Annotated in this window: 15 protein-coding genes and 1 tRNA gene; 14 read left to right on the forward strand and 2 right to left on the reverse strand. The window is 41.6% G+C overall.

Translation table 11 applies throughout. The features are described from left to right. Positions 1–40: 40 nt before the first annotated feature. The 4 genes from Q0895_RS07695 to Q0895_RS07710 all read left to right on the forward strand — a co-directional run bounded on the left by Q0895_RS07695 (position 41) and on the right by Q0895_RS07710 (position 4,282). Positions 41–280: a hypothetical protein gene (locus Q0895_RS07695; protein ID WP_299187302.1), complete on the forward strand. Its 240-nt coding sequence runs from the start codon at positions 41–43 to the stop codon at positions 278–280. Between the two features lie 208 nt (positions 281–488). Next, on the forward strand, positions 489–1,499 hold the full coding sequence (locus tag Q0895_RS07700) for a TatD family hydrolase (RefSeq protein ID WP_299187305.1): 1,011 nt from the start codon (positions 489–491) through the stop codon (positions 1,497–1,499). A gap of 247 nt (positions 1,500–1,746) precedes the next feature. Continuing rightward, a complete protein-coding gene (locus Q0895_RS07705) occupies positions 1,747–2,481 on the forward strand; it encodes a tRNA threonylcarbamoyladenosine dehydratase (protein WP_299187372.1) in 735 nt (244 codons plus the stop codon). A 31-nt stretch (positions 2,482–2,512) separates the two neighbouring features. Further along, complete coding sequence (locus Q0895_RS07710) at positions 2,513–4,282, forward strand: GAF domain-containing hybrid sensor histidine kinase/response regulator (protein WP_299187308.1); 1,770 nt, start codon at positions 2,513–2,515, stop codon at positions 4,280–4,282. A 112-nt stretch (positions 4,283–4,394) separates the two neighbouring features. Here Q0895_RS07710 and efp read toward each other — a convergent pair whose 3' ends face one another. Continuing rightward, a complete protein-coding gene (efp, locus tag Q0895_RS07715; RefSeq protein WP_299187311.1) occupies positions 4,395–4,967 on the reverse strand; it encodes an elongation factor P in 573 nt (190 codons plus the stop codon). A 231-nt stretch (positions 4,968–5,198) separates the two neighbouring features. On the opposite strand from efp, the gene epmB reads away from it, so the two are divergent. The 8 genes from epmB to Q0895_RS07755 all read left to right on the forward strand — a co-directional run bounded on the left by epmB (position 5,199) and on the right by Q0895_RS07755 (position 15,876). Beyond that, entirely contained in the window at positions 5,199–6,206 is a 1,008-nt protein-coding gene (gene epmB, locus Q0895_RS07720) for an EF-P beta-lysylation protein EpmB (protein WP_299187313.1), read from the forward strand. Between the two features lie 127 nt (positions 6,207–6,333). Continuing rightward, positions 6,334–8,055, forward strand: a complete 1,722-nt coding sequence (locus Q0895_RS07725; RefSeq protein ID WP_299187316.1) for a hypothetical protein — start codon at positions 6,334–6,336, stop codon at positions 8,053–8,055. A 109-nt stretch (positions 8,056–8,164) separates the two neighbouring features. Next, positions 8,165–10,249: an EAL domain-containing protein gene (locus Q0895_RS07730; protein WP_299187319.1), complete on the forward strand. Its 2,085-nt coding sequence runs from the start codon at positions 8,165–8,167 to the stop codon at positions 10,247–10,249. A 306-nt stretch (positions 10,250–10,555) separates the two neighbouring features. Next, on the forward strand, positions 10,556–11,056 hold the full coding sequence (locus tag Q0895_RS07735; protein WP_366139923.1) for a c-type cytochrome: 501 nt from the start codon (positions 10,556–10,558) through the stop codon (positions 11,054–11,056). A 164-nt stretch (positions 11,057–11,220) separates the two neighbouring features. Then, positions 11,221–12,261, forward strand: coding sequence for an AAA family ATPase (locus Q0895_RS07740; protein WP_299187321.1), 1,041 nt, complete (start codon positions 11,221–11,223; stop codon positions 12,259–12,261). 49 nt (positions 12,262–12,310) lie between these two features. Then, positions 12,311–13,366 carry a DUF58 domain-containing protein gene (locus Q0895_RS07745; RefSeq protein ID WP_299187323.1) on the forward strand — a complete coding sequence of 352 codons (1,056 nt, stop codon included), beginning with the start codon at positions 12,311–12,313 and terminating at the stop codon, positions 13,364–13,366. Next, on the forward strand, positions 13,363–15,624 hold the full coding sequence (locus Q0895_RS07750) for a DUF3488 and transglutaminase-like domain-containing protein (protein WP_299187326.1): 2,262 nt from the start codon (positions 13,363–13,365) through the stop codon (positions 15,622–15,624). Before Q0895_RS07745 ends, Q0895_RS07750 begins: the two co-directional genes overlap by 4 nt. Positions 15,625–15,799: 175 nt before the next feature. Then, a tRNA-Val gene (locus Q0895_RS07755) sits at positions 15,800–15,876 on the forward strand. Positions 15,877–16,831: 955 nt separating this feature from the next. Here Q0895_RS07755 and Q0895_RS07760 read toward each other — a convergent pair. After that, positions 16,832–17,440, reverse strand: a complete 609-nt coding sequence (locus Q0895_RS07760) for a hypothetical protein (RefSeq protein ID WP_299187328.1) — start codon at positions 17,438–17,440, stop codon at positions 16,832–16,834. Positions 17,441–18,092: 652 nt separating this feature from the next. Here Q0895_RS07760 and Q0895_RS07765 point away from each other — a divergent pair. Both Q0895_RS07765 and Q0895_RS07770 read left to right on the forward strand, forming a co-directional pair. Next, positions 18,093–18,992 carry an OmpA family protein gene (locus Q0895_RS07765; protein WP_299187330.1) on the forward strand — a complete coding sequence of 300 codons (900 nt, stop codon included), beginning with the start codon at positions 18,093–18,095 and terminating at the stop codon, positions 18,990–18,992. Between the two features lie 62 nt (positions 18,993–19,054). Beyond that, on the forward strand, positions 19,055–19,980 hold a 926-nt coding region (locus Q0895_RS07770; RefSeq protein ID WP_299187333.1), incomplete at its 3' end, for an Ig-like domain-containing protein.

Genomic DNA, 19,980 nt, shown 5'->3' on the forward strand with positions numbered 1-19,980 from the left:
GACTATGATAAAGGACCATAACAGGGACGGGAGAAAGGCGATGAGTAAACAAAAATGGCTGAAATTAGGTATTGCTGGCACGGCCTTACTGCTGCTACCAAGACGTAGCAGCTGGCAACAGACTCCTCATGCTAAAAACTTATCAGAAAAAAGAGATTTAAAGAATGACGCTTTAAAAAACAATGCTTTAGAAAAAGCCACTTCAAAAAAAGACAACTCGAAAACTACCAGCCCTCAGCAGACAGACCCGCAACATCAAAACTGTGACAAGAATAAATAAACGGTTAAGAAACAGCTTTTATACTGGCGAACTAAACTGCATACAGTAAAATCAATACAAAAAAATTAGCTACTTAATAACTCTGTATCAACACATAGATACAGAGTTGCTAAACATGTAAAAATTAAAATACTCTATCCTCATAATCATCTAACTGCTTATTTAGCACTTGTTAACCGACTATTAAAATCAACGATAAAGGCGGATTATGATTCATACAGATTCCCATTCAGCGCTAAACCATACCCCACTACCTGCCATTTATCCCCTGATCGATACTCATACCCATTTTGATGCGTCAGTCTTTGATAACGATAGACAACCACAGACGCAGCAGGCTTATGAGCAGGGTGTTCGGCATTTGGTATTGATTGGTTATTTACAGCGATATTTTTCTAGACTCTATGAGACGCAGCAAGCAATCGAGCAGATGCATCTATCTGAGGATAAGGATAAAACTGATCGTAGAGATGTATATCCTGTAGCTCACATTGCACTTGGCTTACATCCTTTTTATATCGAACAGCATACCGACGCGCATCTGTCTAGCATGGCGCAAATGGTACAAGAGCAGCGCCCATTGGCAATTGGTGAGATAGGGTTGGATACTTATACTGATGCTATGAAACAACCTGAGGTTTTTGCTAAACAAGAGCGTTTTTTTAAAGCGCAACTAGACATCGCTGTGCGGCATAAGCTTCCTGTCATGCTGCACATTCGTAAGGCTCATGCAGAGGCCTTGGCGTTATTAAAGGCACATAGCTATGATGCGCATAAACTTGGTGGTATTGCCCATAGCTTTAGTGGCGGCGAGCAAGAAGCCAAAGCTTTTGTCAAACTAGGCTTTAAGCTTGGTGTCACCGGACAAATCACCAATCATAACGCCAAAAAGTTACGCCGTGCTATTAAAGCTGCCGTTGATAACTATGGCATCGAATGTTTGGTCTTAGAGACTGATTGTCCTGATATGACACCTATTATGTGTCAAGAAGCTGACAATATATCAACCGGCCAATCAAATAGTCAATCAGCAGCGGGACAAAGTCCAGATAACGAATGGCAAGGTACAGATGGGCACAATCGTAATGTACCCGCCAATCTACCTTGGGTGTTAAAAGGACTTAGTGAGTTGCTCGATGTAGAGCCAGAAGTGCTCGCACCTCAACTGTGGCAGAATAGTTGCGAAGCCTTGCAAACTTCTTGGCCTTACCCTACATAAGGCATTAGTAATTACAAAATATCAGCATTTTTAAAAGAGTATTAACCCTAGTGTTATCAAATATAAGAGCTTCTTAGTCATTATGAATCAACAATCGCAATCCACAAAAACTAAGCATCAATCGGCTATTATTGAGTCGACTTTAGAACATGGCACATTAAATGCAACAACTCATACAGTAAGCGATACCGCCGATGCGGATTCACAATACGAGCGGCGCTTTCAAGGAACGCAGACATTATACGGTATGGCAGCATTTGATGTTTTTGCTGCAGCGCATGTTTACGTTATTGGGGTAGGCGGCGTAGGTTCTTGGGCTGCTGAGGCACTGGCACGTACCGCAGTAGGCAATATTACGCTAATCGACTTAGATGTATTGGTAGCCTCCAATGTCAATCGGCAGCTACCTGCGCTTGATAGTACGTTTGGACAGAGCAAGATAGCAGCGCTAGGCGCGCGTTTGCAAGAGATTAACCCAAAACTTACTTTGCACTTGGTAGATGATTTTTTGACTGCTGAGAATGTCGCTACGTTACTACCGAGTCGTAGTGAGGCAAAAGCTGCCGCAGCTGAGCGAAAGCCGATTGTTATTTTAGACTGTGTGGATGATATGAGTGCCAAGCTTGCTATTGCACTACATTGCCGTTTTAACAAGCTAAAGCTTGTTTGTGCTGGTGGAGCAGGAGGGAAGATAGACCCTTCTCAGATTACCGTCAGCGATTTGAAGGACAGTTATCAAGATCCGTTACTAGCGCGTCTACGTAATAAGCTGCGCCACGAAAAAGGCATCAATAGTGCCCTAAAAGATAAATTCGGTATCAGATGTGTGTATTCAACTGAGCCGCCACGTATAGACAAAAGCTGTCAGGCAGGCGGGTTACAATGCGGGGGTTATGGCTCTGCAGTTGCGGTAACCTCTGTAGTGGCAATGATTATGGTCAGCGAGGCGTTACAAATGCTGAGTAAGCAAGCTGGCGTCTGACCCATTACTTCCTATTAATTTGGAGACAGTTTTGTCGATTCATACTTATCCGCTAGCGCTAGATGAGCATTTACGTATCGCTAAGCTACATGAATACGACGTGCTTAATACTTGTAATGAGCCTGCATTTTCGCGTCTGACTGAGCTTGTAAAATTGTTCTTTGATGTGCCTATGGTAGCTATTACGTTTATGGATGAACATGTCCAGTATTTAAAATCCCCGCATGGATTTGGTGATCTGTGTACCACTAAGCGTGGCATAGCGATTTGTAATTACACGGTACTGTCTAATAGTGTTTTTACTGTACCAGATCTATCTCTTGATGAGCGTTTTGTTGATAACCCATTAGTAACAGAGGATCCTCATCTACGCTTTTATGCAGGGGCACCGATTACCCTAAAAGAAGATAACAAGATTTATCATTTAGGGTCACTTTGTTTGTTCGATACCAAGCCTAACCATACCTTTGATGATGATAAGGCTAGACTGCTTATACAGTTCGCTGAGATGGCGGCAGACGCGTTGCAGTTACAAAAGAATCAACGCCGGGCCAAACATGCCAATAAAATGAAATCCGAATTTTTGGCAAATATGAGCCATGAGATACGCACTCCCATGAATGGTATCATTGGTATGGTTGAGATGCTCGACGATACTGATTTGAATGTCGAGCAAAGAGTTTATGTAGACAACATAAAAATATCGACAGAGCACCTGCTTGCAATTATCAATGGCATCCTAGACTTATCTAAAGTTGAGTCAGGCAAGATGACTGTTGATGCCATACCTATGGACTTATCTCTATTGTGTGATGAAGTCGTCAGTTTATTTGCAGTCAAAGCTCGTCAGCGTGGTCTTACACTAGATTACAATTATAGTGAAAAACTATCGCCTTATATGCAAGGAGATCCAGTACGCCTAAAACAGATTTTAGCAAACCTAGTCAATAATGCGATTAAGTTCACTCGTGAAGGTGGGCATGTCAGTATTGATGTCGCTCATGCGCCGCATTGTAAGGAGAATGAGTGCAAAAGTTTGGGCATAAAAACTGATGAGATAGTCTGTCATGATATGACTGTTTGTATTGATATCAAGGATACAGGCGTTGGCATTAAACCTGAGTCACTAGATGCTATCTTTGATGCTTATAATCAAGCAGACAAGTCTACCCACCGCTTATACGGCGGTACAGGGCTGGGTCTGTCTGTTTGTAAGTCTTTGGTCAATTTGATGGGTGGTCATATTTGGGCAAACAGTGTGGTGGGTGAGGGGACTACGTTTAAGGTATTGTTGTCTCTAAGAGCTATTAGTCAAGCAAAGTATGATGACTGGCAACGCTCAAACACTATGGAAGTTAAGCCCAATTCTCAGTATTCGGGTCATATACTACTGGTCGAAGATGATAATGTTAACGCCATGATTGCCAAAAAAGCATTATGTAACAACGGCCACAAGGTCACCCACGTCACAGATGGACAAAAAGCCATAGAGCAGTTCTCAGCACACCCGCAGCGCTTTGATGTGATACTTATGGACCATCACATGCCGATTATGGATGGAATGCAAGCAACGATTAAGCTACACGAGATTTATGACCCCGCATCACTACCACCAATCATTGCGCTAACTGCAAATGCTATGGATGGCGAGCGCGAAAAATATCTGAAAGTTGGCATGCAAGACTACTGCACCAAACCTTTCAAAAAAGAACAACTCAATGCGCTGGTACAGTACTGGCTCATGCATCAACAAGCAACAAAGAAAAAGGCCGATAACAGAAGCCTAAAAGAGTTATCCTGACAGTTAGTTACTCATAAGGATGATCTAATAGTTAGTAAATAACTAGTCGCAATAATTAAAAAAGCTCAACCATCGTTACAATGGTTGAGCTTTTTTTATGAGTCTAACGACATTAGCTCACTCGGGTCTGATAGTCACCTGTGCGCGTATCGACACGGACGATTTCACCTTGTTGGACGAATAATGGTACACGTACGACTGCTCCCGTCTCTAGCGTGGCAGGTTTGCCGCCACCACCTGAGGTGTCACCGCGTACGCCAGGATCGGTTTCAGTAATTTGCAATTCAACGAAGTTTGGCGGCGTGACTGATAAAGGCACCCCATTAAACAAAGTAATCACGCAAAGCTCGTTACTGTTGTCTTTAAGCCACTTTGGCGCATCGCCAACGGCCGCTTTATCCGCTTGTAGCTGCTCAAAGCTCTCTGGATGCATAAAATGCCAAAACTCACCATCGTTGTATAGATAGTTCATTTCAGTATCCAATACGTCAGCCGCTTCTAAGCTGTCACCTGATTTAAACGTTTGCTCGAGTACTTTACCACTACGAAGGTTGCGTAGTTTAACGCGGTTGAAGGCTTGACCTTTACCGGGTTTGACAAACTCGTTTTCAAGAATGGCACAAGGGTTGCCATCAAGCATGACTTTTAAACCGGCTTTAAATTCATTGGTAGAAAAACTTGCCACAAGAGACTCCTAAGGGTTGTAGTAATTATACTGATAGGTTACTGCTTAATTATCAGCGCGTCGCCAAACCTGACATGATGATACTGATGCTCAAATACCTATCATATGAGCCAAAGTCTATGGATGGCAAGGGTAAATAGGTATAAACCATGATGTTTGCTTGGCATGCTTTGATAGTGCGCTGATTTACAGCGTATAATGTCGGTTTTTAGGCACACGCATTAGGTTGTCATGATAAACCATTTAATCACACAAAAAAACTGGCAAACGCAATTATCCGAAGCAATTACTTCAGTAGATGAGTTGCTTGAGATACTCAATCTTGAAACCTTGAGAACTCAAATTTATATACCAGCGCACTTTCCTTTACGTGTCCCGCGTGCCTTTGTCGCTAAAATGACTGTCGGTGATGCGCATGATCCCCTATTAAAACAGGTATTACCAGACACCCAAGAACAAATCGCTGTGACAGGTTATGTCGCCGATCCATTAGCCGAGAACGATCAAAACCCTATTAAAGGGCTACTACATAAATACCAATCTAGGGTGCTATTAACCGTCACTGGTGCATGCGCCATCCATTGTCGTTACTGCTTTCGTCAGCACTTTGATTATAATGCCAATATGCCAACTTCCACCGAACATTTAGCGATTGCTTCTTATATTAAGGAGCATCCTGAAGTAAATGAGGTCATCTTGAGTGGCGGTGACCCGTTAAGTGTATCTAATCGGCGACTGTTTGGCTGGCTTGACATCTTGGAGGCGTTACCACAACTGACGACCATTCGCTTGCATACCCGCATGCCGTTAGTGATTCCTGAGCGCTTGGATAATGCTTTGCTAGATCGCTTTAGTCGAAGCCGCTGCAACATCGTGATGGTTATTCATTGCAATCATGCTAATGAGATTGATACTAATACGGCGCAATATTTGCAGCGTGCACGGGCCGCAGGTATAGTTTTGTTAAACCAAGCTGTCTTATTAAAGGGTATTAATGACAGCGTTGAGACCCAAGTTACTCTCAGTCAGCGTTTGTTTGCAGCAGGCGTTTTGCCTTATTACTTACATGTACTCGATAAGGTTTTGGGTGCCGCTCATTTTGATAACGATGAGCAGTCTGCTATCGATTTGTATTGGTCATTGTTGGCTGGGCTTCCTGGGTATCTTGTGCCAAAACTGGTAAAAGAGTTGCCAAACCGACCATTCAAGGTGCCGATTAATATTTATAAAGACCGTTAAGGTATGCAGCACAGTAAGTTGTGGTAATATGTTTTGCTGAACATTAGTAACGCTTTATAATGCATCACATATACAAGTAATATCGCGCCTGTTCACTTGAGAATAGATGTTTTATTAAAGAGGGCTTATGATAACGTTGTCAGATTTTCAGGAACATCTATCACGTAAAGCACCATTAAAACAATCCTCGCGTAGATATGTTGACGGACAAGAACAACAGCTACGTAAGTGGGCTGCAAGCTTATCAATACAAACGGAGGCTCAGCAGGCAGTACAGATAGAGCAAGTGCTGACTGAGCTTGCGGCAGCAGACTTAGATGACAAACTGCGTCTTAAGCTTTTGATGATTGTGTCTTGTGCATCCGATCGCTTGATTACATCTTTGCACAAGCATTATCATTATGAGTTAGGCGCGCTTAGCAAGGCGCAGCTAATATATGTAGATCAAGTCAAATCATTATACTATTCGACCATATTAGCCTACGACAGCGTCATACAACGTAAAAGCCTAATTTTAAATGAGCCGAAGACCCCGGTAACAGGCCGAGGTTGGAAGCGTTTTTTGTCGTTAGCTACAACATCACCACTTGTTTTGGCCGCTGCTATTTATCAGTCACTCACTATTTATCAAAAGCTATTGAGTGAGCAAAATATATCCTACCAGTCTCCACCACCGCATTTATGGGCGGCATCTAATGAGCTATACGACCTAGCTTGTCAAATAAATGTGGCACATGCCGACTTAAGCACGCAAGTAGTTGCCAAGCAGGCCTGCAGCATTCACGACTTATATGTACAGATTTGCTTGCATAGTTTATTGAATGTCCGTGTCCTGCGACGTTCCAATATGCTCTTGCTCCAGCGTTTACTGCCATCATGGGCAACTTATGTTCATGCTACGATCGAACCGCAAACTGAGACACGTCTCTTTGTAGACCTACAAAGTGGCAATCCGCCTGATTATCTTACCGCCAGCTCCGCTATTAACCCCTATGAAGAGCACCATCGTTGTCTGTTTATCGAACTTGGACCACTAATAACATATCTACAGCAGCGCAAACAATCTTTGGTTGATAGTAATAACGCTGCGATTGAATATCAATTGGTCAACAAGGTACTAATGGCAATTAAGCATCGCTATGTCGAGCGGACAAAGGCAATATCAACCAAGTATCATTCAAAACAGCGTGCGACCGTTATTAGTGGTTTTAATAATATTCATTACAAGGTGGCTGGTGCACAGAGCTTAAAGCATCTGATTGCTGCCAAAAAGTTAGCAGATGAACAGCTACCACGCTATGATACACAGCCCAAAAAGGATAGGTTACAGGGTGAGCTTGAGGTAGAAGCGGTTGATAATACAGATATAACATCACAGCTTAGAACCTTACATTTATCATCTTCAGAAGATTTAATAGCATCAGATGTCGATACAGACAGTAGCGATAAGCTTGATACAGCGCCGCCACCACTTAGTCTTATGAGTCTGTTCTTATTAGATTATTCACATAACGACAGCAAATATAAATGGTCAATGGGTATGGTACGCTGGCTCAATCTTGATAATAAGCCCATTGAGGTTGAATGGCAGGTACTGGGTCATGAATTGACAGCTTGTGCCTTGCGTTTAGACATCAGAGACCATCGTGGACAAAGCTTTATGCCAGCTTTTATGGTAGCGGGCGATAAGGACTTACAGACAGAGTTCACCATTATAGTGCCTTCTTATCATTTTCAAGCTAATGACAAAGTCATGCTGCGTCTCAACGACAAACAAAAAGCGCTCTGTTTGCAGCAGTGTTTAATCAATAGTGAAGAGTTTAGCCAGTATAAAGTGATACAGATTTAATTGAATAAGATTGCTACAATCAGCACTTTTATACAAAATTAAGCATTGCTCAAGTCTACTCGTAATCTAGTATACTGTAACGACGGTTACAAGAATAAAAAGGCCCATTATGCGTACCAAAAACATCCTAAATCTCTTAGTTATAGACGAAGACCAGCTTTATGCTGAGCGTTTAGTCAGCTTATTATCTGCTTACTACGATGAAGTCAATCTTGGGTTTTTGGATGACAGAGAAGAGCTGTTAAAGTCGCTGCGGCATCAATGGGATGTCTTGGTATTTGGACGCGCCTACGATTTGAGTTTTACGGATGTGGTCGGTATTGTGCAGGAGCAAAACCTTGATCTCCCAATCATTGGTCTGATGAGCGATGAGATGGCGAAGACTGGTCGCAACGAAGATGGTTTGCCAGCAGTCATTGATGGGGTGATGGTAAAGGCATTACTCGCAGACAAAGAGGTACAAGTGGTGATGGCGATCTGCCTACAACATGCCAATCTGCGTAGTCTACGACAGCTTAATACCTTACGTCATGTACTCTCTGAGGCTGAGCAGCGCGCTAACATCTTAATTAAAAACTCCAAAAGTGCGGTCGCTTATATCGATCAAGGCATTCATATTTTTGCCAATGAGCCATATTTAAAACTGTTTAATTTTGAATCAATGGACGAGATTATTGGTTTGCCAGTCATTGATTTTATTGCTGGTAAAGATAACGTCAAAGGTTTTAAAGAGTTTTTACGTCAATTTGATAAAGGCAATCGTGATCAAGTTGAATTTAGCTTTGAAAGTAAACGTATGGACGGTAGTACTTTTGAGGCCAAGCTACAACTTGCAGTCGCTACGCTAGATGGTGAGCCAGTTACTCAGATTATTATTCAACAAAACAATAATAACAGCGCTGAGATTGCTGCGCGTTTGGCTGCAGCCGAACGTCAGGACAGCTTGACAGGACTGTACAACCGCCGCGGCTTTGAGGAGCGTTTTGAAGCTTTACATCAGTCGGTAGTAGAAGGTAAAGCGCATGCAGCACTATTATATATACAGTTAGATAATATTGGCAAAATCAGTAGTAGCTTGGGCTTGCAAGGGGTAGATACTACCATTCAGCAGGTGGCTCGTATGCTTGAGCAAACAGTAGCAGAGGGACACATTAGCCGCTTTAGTGATACGGCATTTACAGTGTTAATCGAAGACTTATCCTCTAAAGCGCTGGTCGATCTCGCCGAAAGTATCCGTCAACATATCAGTGATATGCTCATCGAAGTCGATAAACGCACAACCAGTACGACTGTGAGTATTGGTATCGTCAAAATAGAACCCAATGCTGCTGAACCACAAGTCTTGTTTGATCGTGCGGTTGATGCGATAAACCATATCAGAGTTGAAACTGCAAATCATGGTAACGCTTATCACTTGTATGACCCAAGTGAACATGCAAATAGTGACGATAGTGCTCTGGCCGAATATCTAGTAAGCGCTATCACGCACAATCGCTTTGAGCTGTTTTTTCAGCCAATCTATGATATCAATCAAGATCGTAGCGACTTCTTTGAAGTTTATTTGCGTCTACCGTTAGCCGATGCTGATAATACTGTACTGACGCCTGACAAATTTATGACAGTCGCCAAAACGCACCATTTACGCGAAAAAATAGATCGCTGGATATTAATCAATGCCTGCAAACAGTTAAATGAGGTGCGCAAGACCCATCCTGAAGCTCGCCTATTGATACAGCTCACTAGCGCTTCATTGATCGATAAAAAACTGCCAAGCGTAGCCAGTCAGTTGATCAAAGCGGTGGGCGGTGTATCTGGAGCATTGACACTTCAGTTCAATGAGCAAGATGTTGCCAATCATCTGACCATTGCCAAGTCTCAGTTTGCCGCTTTAAGCGATGTTGGTTGTCAAATAGGCATCCATAATTTTGGTACCTCAGCAAAATCGATTGAGATTGCTGAATTTGTACAGCCTGATATGACGCGCCTTGCACATGATTATGTAAATGAGATTAATAAACCTGACAATTTAGAGGCGATTAAGTCCTTAATCGTACGCACCAATGAGCTTAATATCGATGTGTTGATGCCCTATATTGAGGAAGCTGCTACGATGTCAGTGTCGTGGAGTGTCGGTGCGCGTTATTTGCAAGGGTATTATCTAGAAATGCCAAGTAACACGATGAATATCGTTTAAGACAGTTTTATTTCAATAAGGCTACGTGTTGTCAGCTCAAGCTAGAAACGGTAAGCTCTACCGAGGGTCTTGCTGACATCGATCTCTTTTGCTTATTACTCAGTAGCCAACTGCTAATGTGTTTTGTCAGCGTACGCATATCAGCTCATAGGCGTACCATCACCTCTGTAACCCCATCGTACGTCTGCTATCATCCCTACAAGCTGATAAACCGTCTCAATCCATAGATATAAAGAATATATAAATATGCTGATTAACGTCAATATTTCATTCAGTGGTATATTAATTGCAGTGCTTGTATCGATAATGCTTACAGCACTCACTGCTTGCGAGCGTACCCCGCCTGATTATCGTGATCCTGTTACCTTACCAGTGTATAGCGCAGGAGACGCTGATAATGGCGCTATCATTTATGAAGAAGCTTGTGGTCAGTGCCATCAGCTAACCCCAGGTAGCAATAAAAAAGGCCCACAATTGATGAATATATATGGGGCACCTGCAGCTGAACTAGAGGACTATGACTATGGCGCAGCATTAGCAAACTCAGGCTGGGTATGGGACGCTAAAACTTTAGATCCTTATATTGCTGATGCTCAAAAAGCAATGCCAGAGTCAAAAATGTTGTCAGACCCGATGCCAGACGCCAGCGAACGCGCTGATATTATCGCTTATCTATCCACTTTGCGTATGGCCACTCCTGCTGTCGATAGCAATGGAAAACCCATCAAGGCTGAGCATACAAAAATGAGTGATGAGCCAGTTGAGATAGAGGACGGCGTAGAAAACCAACCTGCTGCCAGCTTCTAATAAAAAGAGTTGCTCAAGCTTGGTTTATCTTTTTCATTGTTATTAGATCGCTTTTGCTTGTGTTTTTTATCTTATTAAAAAAAGCGTATTGGATATTACTTACCACTCTTGATGAGTTTATGTGACAATATTTTAGTACGCACTAATAAAGTTGGTAGTTTATTATGCACCAAAGCCATGCTTACGATGTCGCATCTCACAAAAATGTTGTACTTCCATTAGAGTCAGACTCTGGTTTAAGTGATTCAAACGATGTTACCGATAACTATCTAGCCAATCAGCGTCAAGTAGCACAGTTGCTTGTACAACTAAATCAAATCGTGCTTGATAAGCCGCAGGTGGTGAAGCTGGCACTGAGCTGCGTGCTGGCAGGTGGGCATCTACTCCTACAAGACTTGCCTGGCATGGGCAAAACGACGTTGGCTCAAGGGCTGGCGCAGCTACTGGGCTTATCATACAATCGCGTGCAGTTTACCAATGATATGCTGCCAGCAGATATTTTGGGTATGAGTATCTATAACCAAACCACGCAGAGCTTTGAGTTTCGTAAAGGGGCAATCTTCACACAGCTATTGCTTGCTGATGAAATCAACCGTTCTAGCCCAAAGACCCAAAGTGCGTTACTAGAAGCGATGGAGGAGCATCAAGTCACCCAAGATGGACAGACTTACCGTTTGCCTCAACCTTTCTTTGTCATAGCTACTCAAAACCCAATGCAACAAGCGGGCGTATATCCCTTACCTGAGTCGCAGTTAGATCGGTTTTTGATGTGTCTGTCGCTTGGTTATCCTTCACCAGCTGCCGAGCGGGAATTACTACGGGGACAAGATCGTCGCGAGATACTGGCAAGTTTAAATGCGGTGCTTGAGACAGATGCTGTATTACTTGCACGCCAAAGTGTTCAGCAGGTATATGTAGCAGATGTCGTATTGGATTATCTACAGCGATTGGTTGCAAAGACTCGAGTCAGCCAAGAGTACCACGGACTGTCACCTCGCGGTGTATTGTCGCTACAGCGTGCTGCTCAGGCTCATGCATATGTATCTGGACATCAAGAAGTAACGCCAGAGGATATCCAAGCTGTTTTTGCTGCTGTTACAGATCATAGGTTAGGCCAACGATTTGTACCGTCGCATGTCGTTGGCGGGCAAGGGGCACAGACTATAGCTCAGCGGATTATGCATAAGGTACCAGTGATTGTTTAAACTAAGATTTGAGCGCACGCTATAGTATAACCACAATGATAAGGCAGTTATGACTTTATTACCGCGTACCTTGACTCAGCCAATAACGCAAGCATTGGCACGCTGGTTTGCCAAGCGCGCTCCTAAAAGTGACAGTGCTAAGCTCAACTTGCGCAACGTTTATATTTTCTTTAGTAGAGAAGGCGTACTTTTCGCCGTTTTATTGATTATCACTTTTGTGGCTGGTATCAATTATGGTAACAACTTGGTGCTGGGCTTATGCTTTTATCTTGTGAGTGTATGGTTGATAAGCTTTCATATAACCTTTGCTCATATCTCAGGCTTACAAATCGATCTGATTGAGGTGACAACAGCAGAAGTGGGCTCACCTGTTTGGGTGACATTGCAAGTACGGAGCGAAAGCCAGCAACCCAGACGACAATTGACGTTTGTGTTTGAGCAGTTTAATGACGAAAAAAAGAAGGCCAACAAACGTACTGATCGAAATATAAACAAGTCCTATATTAGTGCAAAGGTGAGTGTGCCGGTATCACGTTTACACGGTACACAAGTCATTCGCTTGCCCATCATGACTAATAAGCGCGGTCAGCTTGAGTTGCCAAGGTTGAGAGTAAGCACTGTATATCCACTAGGAATCATGCGCGCATGGTCGTACGTGTATTTTGCGCGGGCAGCTTGGGTATATCCAAAGCCATTGGCATTTGATAAACAGGCGCAATATATCACTGCAAGTTTGGACGAATTACCGACGGGCGGTGAGTATAGTCAGCATATTCAAGGTCAAGATGATTTTGAGCGCCTTGATAATTATATCGAAGGCGAATCACTAGCAAGAGTTTCGTGGGCACACATGGCACGTGGACAAGGAATGCTTACCAAACATTTTGCTGATCCAGTCGGTGTGGAGCAGGTATTGGATTATGCCGATATGCCAGCTTCGCATCATGAACAAAAGCTTGCGCAATTAGCGTATGGTGCTATCACCCTTGGTAAGATGGGAGTGCCTTTTCAGATGCAATTGCCCAATGCAGGGCAGACAGCAGCTATTGGGCAAGGCGAGTCGTTTGCTCAGGCCTGCTTATTACAGTTGGCAAAAGTACCATGACTGACTCTAACCCAATCTCAAGTAGCACTTCTCATACTACTTTATCTTATTCGACTGTCCTTACGGACTCTGCAAGACAGTCAAGCTTTGAGCAATTGGCGCAAGGCCAACGTAACCATACATCTAACGATGTAAATGATATACAGCGCTCAACAACCAAAACGTGGTACCACAAACTGCTGGCGCTACCAGCTTATTATTGGGTACTACTGACTCAGATACTGGTTGTGCTGCCACATGCCGCTCATTTGCCACTATGGTTGATGGTTTTTGCTCTAGTCAGTATTGTGGCGCAGTTACCACGTGTCAAAGCTAGGTTTGGCCAAGCTTATCACTTCAAACGTATATATCGTAGCGTGCAAATGCTTGGGTTCTTGTTAGGACTGGCAGGTTTGTGGCTAACTTATAACACTGCGTTTGGACTAGACATGGGCGTAGCATTTTTGGTGCTGTGTCTTGTGAGTAAGCTTTGGGAGCTATATAAGCGCCGCGATGCTTATGTGGTATTGAACCTGTCGCTATTTGTACTTGCAGCACTGTTTTTGATGGATCAAGGGCTTGTTACGACCCTTGAAGTTATCGTAGGTACCATTGCAGTTTTGCTGGCATTTATCGCTTTGAATGACGATAGCAACACGCAAGGTGATGGACGCGTGCGTACACTTGGGGTGCTTGGGGTAGGCGCATTACCTTTATTAGTGGTACTGTTTTTGTTCTTTCCGCGTTTGCCGCCACTATGGTCAGTACAATTATCAGGACAACAAGCAACTACTGGTGTCTCAGACAGTATGTCACCTGGGGATTTTGCCAGCTTGAGTCAATCCACTGCGCTGGCTTTTAGAGTCGAATTTGCAGATAAACGTCCACCGCAAAGCGATTTATACTGGCGCGGCTTGGTATTTAGCGATTTCGATGGTGTGACATGGCAACCTAATCGTAGCATCCAGCAGCAGTGGCAGCCAGCGCGACGAATTCCTGTATGGATTGAGCGTGCGATTGCTACTGTTCCTAATAATGTACAGATTGCACCTGATAGGTATGAGGTACTTTTAGAGCCAACCCAGCAAAACTGGCTATTTGGTCTTGATTATCCATTTGCTCAGCGTACAGACGTCAGTGTGACATCAGACTTTACGTTATTAAAAGACAGTCCAGTGACTCAGCAGTTACGCTACAACGTCCTGCGTTTTGCGCCTATGCGTATCGACCCTGTGCTTGATGAGGACTCACGTCGTATCAACTTGACACTACCCAAAGATGGCAACCCACAAGCACGTGCACTTGCTCAGCAGCTGTTTTCGCAATCAGGCTCAGATCCTATCCGTTACATACAAGCACTTGAGCGCTGGATTAATCAAACGGAGTTTCGTTATACATTATCGCCGCCACGGTTAAATGAGAACCGCATCGATGAGTTTTTATTTGATACCAAAGCTGGGTTTTGTGAGCATTATTCTTCAAGCTTTGCTTTTATGATGCGTGCGGCTGGTATTCCAGCACGAGTCGTGGCTGGTTATCAAGGTGGTGAACCAAGTCGTGGCGGTGATGTGTGGGAAGTGCGACAGATGGATGCTCATGCGTGGACCGAAGTATGGCTTGAGGGTCAAGGATGGGTACGTGTTGATCCGACTGCGTTTGTCGCGCCGCAGCGCGTCGAACAAGGAATGGACGCGCTATCTCAATCCCAAGGCGCGTCGTTGTTTGGCGATGGAGCAGGTGCGCAGATTAGCTATCAACAGTATCAGATGCTACAAACCCTAAGGCGGTTTTCTGACCAAGCAAGTTATTACTGGCAAAAAGACATCGTCGGCTATGATCAAGACAAGCAAACAGGCTCATTATTAAAATGGTTCAACATCAGCTCAGTTATGCAACAAATCGTTTGGTTAGCTGCTGGTGCCATCGTAGTGATATCTATAGTGACATTTATACTATGGCAACGACGACGGAAGCGTTGGCATCCAGCAGACTTGCCTTTGGTCAGACTGTCTAAAAGACTAAGTAAAAAGGATAAGACACTTGCTCGCCATGATAATGAAGGACAACTAGCGTGGCTTGAACGGTTAGTAAATAGCCTAGCAGTGCCTGATAATAGTCTAGTGACAGACAACCTAAAGTTCACTCAACAACATATCGATAAAATTAAACAAAACTATCGACAGCTACGCTATGGGCGACTAAGTAGGCTTAGTACGAGTCACGCTGAGTATCAACAAGTACTTAAAGATCTTAAAGAAAATGCGCGTCAATTATTATAAACATCAACCTCATACCTGTCAGGATATTTACCACAATTGTTTTAGTTTTGACTGTAATTTAAAAGGTGTAGAAAGGTTTTGGCTGTCGAATAATACTTATTTAAAAAATAATTTCTGGTTTGGATAAAAAATGCTTGCAAAGTCTCAAAAACTTGCTAAAATGCTCAACCTAAATAGGCGTATAGCTCAGTTGGTTAGAGCGCTACCTTGACATGGTAGAGGTCGCTAGTTCGAATCTAGTTACGCCTACCAGATTCAAAAAGCCCCAATCTTTATGATTGGGGCTTTTTTTGTCTGTAAAATATGGGCTGTGGCGAAGAGTCTTTATAGCTTGAGCGATTCTCAGATATGATTAAAGTAAGCTTACACTTAGCATAAAAGATTGTTATCTCATATTGAAGCAGATATCGTCTTGAAAACATAACAAAAAGTTGTTTCCAATACTGCTTTTCACGACGCCATTCATTTACATCAATTTAGCATCTGTTTAAAAGAACATAACGCTCTTAAAACATGTCCAACTAATCTAACATGTCTACTTTTAATACGGTTGAACTTATCTTAGTCCTATCTGAATTTATCGTAACCAAGTTTTTAAACGTCTATTGTGTTTCCTTGTCCAATTAAAATTACTTTTGATGAACATAGGTTTGTTAAAATATAAGTATTATTTTTTACTTTAAACGTTACATCATTGATCATTATATTTTTACTTAAAAAATTTTGTTCATTCTAACCGTTGGTCGCCTTCTATGCACCGATAAGATCAGTTATCTGAATACTTAAAATTTAGAAAGTCATACTGTACGCGTACCATCTATAGCGAAAATATGGCTAATTTTATCAGTCTCTACACACACTTTAGCATTATCAGTTCAGTTACTTTTTACAATGTTACTTACCTTTAGTTTACCTGTGTTTGTATCCTCTAAGATTGATATGTATGCATGTCTATTTGGTTTTGCTAATAGAGATCTATATATTTGAATATAAAAATTAATAAGACTGTTTTTTATTAAATAAAATATTGTAAGAAGATAAATATAATAGTTTTGGGAATGTTATAAAATTAAATACTGATAATACTTTAATGCAAATATATCCATATTAATTAAAATTATTCTGAAGAGGATTCTGGGAGTGTTTTGTTGTCTTCAATATTATGAATATAATAAATTTGCTCTTGTTGTATTTTGTTTATTTTTTGCTAGTTACGTTTTTTGATTTCATTTATAGCAGAGCTAAGTTGACGATTTATTTCTTCTGTTTCAGACTTCAATAAAAGGTTCTCTTCTATTAATTCATCTTGATTAGTATTTTTTGGTATATCAATACTAAGAAGTCCGGTGTCTTTATTAACTTTTTCTAAATGACGAGTGTTGTTAGAAGTGGCAGATAAATTTTCCTTAGATACGTTATTTTCTATAGATTGACTTTTTTCTTCAGCTCCTTGATTAGATGGCTTCTCTACTTTTTTGATTTCTCTATTGTCATCATCAAGGGTGTCTTCAAAACTCGATGCCTGACGGTCAATAGTTTGTTTGAAAGCCACTGAAGGTGGTTTTGAGTAACTATCAGATGTGGAAATAGGTTCGACAATACTAAGAGTAGTCATATAATCTTTCGAATCTACGTGAGAGTCTTCATTGTCTGCAGTATTAGTAGTGCTTTGTTTAGAGGTGGTAGGCTCCGTGCTATAAACCGGATTGCTTAATCTTCTTGCATCAAAATTTACATACAAAATAAACGCTATGCCTAAGTGCAGAAATACCGCAAGTACTAGAGGTGATAGCCATTTGGTGTGCCATTTAATCACTATAAAAACTGCCTTGTTTAGATCAATATGTCTTATGGATTGACATGGTTGTAACTAGAACTCTCTGTACCTAGTTAAGTAGTTTGGAGGTAAGTCTAACTGACTTTCATCAGAGGATGATGATGTTCTTATTGTCGAGTTAGATGTTAGTAGCTGCTTGTATGCTGCTCAGATTATTATATTTTAGCCACGGATATCATTAGTAGCAACTAAATGAACAAAGCCTATTTTCTTCAAAAAAATTAACTAGGAGGTTAAATATTATAAGTAAATCGTTATCTTTAGCTAGTATGTGTTTTTTGTCTATAAAAAGTCAGACTAAATTTATTTTTATGACATTAACGTGACTTAGATATTGTATTCGGTAAAACAAATATATAAGTATATTAATAAAGGTTGAAATATTTATTTAAAAAATATGTTTGGTTATGATAAAGTTAGAGTGGGTAAAATAATAAAGTATTGGGATTTAACTGGAAAAATATTCTAAATGCAAAGATGTGTCGTTTTTTTAAAGTAGTAGGTAGACGCTTCCATACTATATATTCATTCGTTAGGACAAAGTGCCATGCACAGAAAAGTTATTTTACTATTGTCTTCATCCGCTATAGCAGCGAGTTTGATAGGTTGTCAAACTATAAAGAGTAGGGTTTTGACGCCCTTTGATGATGGTGGATATAAACAAAGCAGTCAGATTAAACAAGTTACTTGGAAAAAAAGTGGCGAAGTATTTAGTGCGCCTAACGATGAGGATTTAGATGAAGGTAAAACTAGACTCGTATTTTTTCGCAGTTCTAACGATGCTCAACAATCAAACAGTATTAATATAAATATAGGAGTGGGGGACGCTAAGCGTTTTCAAGCCAGTTTGCAAGATGGGCATCACTCAAAGGCTATCATCTGTAAAGACTCGCAGATTATTAGTGTAGAGGTACTAGATAGTGTTAGTAATGAAGTATTTTCTTACTCCAAAAACTATCACTTCGTCCCTCAAACGACGAATTATTTACAGGTTGGTTTAACCAAAAAAAGAACACCTTATATAAAACAAATGTCTGCTAAAGATGCCTTGCTGTTATTGAATGGCAGTAAACGTCAAACACATCAAATAAGTCGTGTCACATCAGACTGCAAAGTACCAAGTCAAACTTCAGTACAAGACACCATCGACCCCGCTCCTTTAGATAAGCAAATACCAGCTCAATCCCCTACAGAGTTCAATATATTGTTTGGCTTCGATAGCACAGGTATCAAAAATAATAACCAGGCTGAATTAGGTGAAATGGCTGATTTTATTCAATCCCATCCTAAAACAGAGATTGTATTAGAAGGCCATACTGATAATAAAGGCGATGAGCAATACAACTTAGAGCTTTCTAAGTCGCGAGCAGACGCTGTCAAAGATGCTTTAGTCGATGATTATAATTTGAATCCAGAGTATCTGAATACGATTGGATATGGTGAGTCCAAACCAGTTGACACCAATAATACTGAACAAGGGCGTCAAAATAACCGCCGAGTTGTTGCTATCGTTGAACAAGAAAATAATTAGATCGACTTATCGTTCTTTATGATTGTTTTTCTTACTTATACCGACTATTCAAGGATGATTTTATGAGCATTATTAATATTAAAATAAACGATCAAGCTAAAACTGTAGCTGAACATACTGTGGTTACGCAGAATGGTCAACCTACGATACTTAAGGCACTTGATAAAGTTAATTACGAGCTTTTTGATAAGTCAACTGGCCATGCTCCGAACCGCATTATAAGTAAACGTAATGTTAAAGACCTTCATGTCTCTTTCGAAAATGGTACCCAAAACCCTGACCTCATTATCGAAGGGTTTTATGACAGTGTGGATAGTGCCCTTACTGGTATCGCAGAAGATGGTAGTTATTATTATTATGTTCCTGATACAGGAGAGATTGCAGACTACGTTACTGAATTACAAGCAGGGGATACAGTCGGTCAAGCACTGGGCGGAAATGCACAGACGACGCCTTGGTGGGCAAGTGTCTCACAAATACAAGGAGTTAATGTTTTACCGTGGTTAGCAGGCCTTACAGGTGTAGGGGCGTTAGGCGCTGTTGCAAGCAGTGGCAGTGACGATAATAGTAACAGTAAGCCGGCAGCTGATACTCAAGCCCCTGATGCGCCAACTAATATAATAATCAGTATAAATGGCGTCAAGGTAACAGGTAAAGGTGAGCCCCGTACCAAAGTCGAAATTAAAAATTCAAAAGATAGTGTGATTGGTGAAAGCATTGTTAAGGATGATGGTACATTCGAAGTTGAATTAAATACATCGCAAACTAACGGCGAAGAGATAAATGTAACCTTAATAGATAATGCTGGTAATGTTTCTGCTCCTACGAACATAACTGCTCCAGATACCACCGCTCCTAATGCGCCAGTAGTTGACATCAATGCTGATGGCAGCTTGGTGACGGTGACGGGTGAAGAGGGTGCGACGGTGAGTCTCACCACGCCAAACGGTTTGATTGAAGGCACGATTGAAAACGGCAGCTTTACTGC

This window comes from uncultured Psychrobacter sp. (assembly GCF_947495825.1).
Lineage (GTDB): Bacteria > Pseudomonadota > Gammaproteobacteria > Pseudomonadales > Moraxellaceae > Psychrobacter.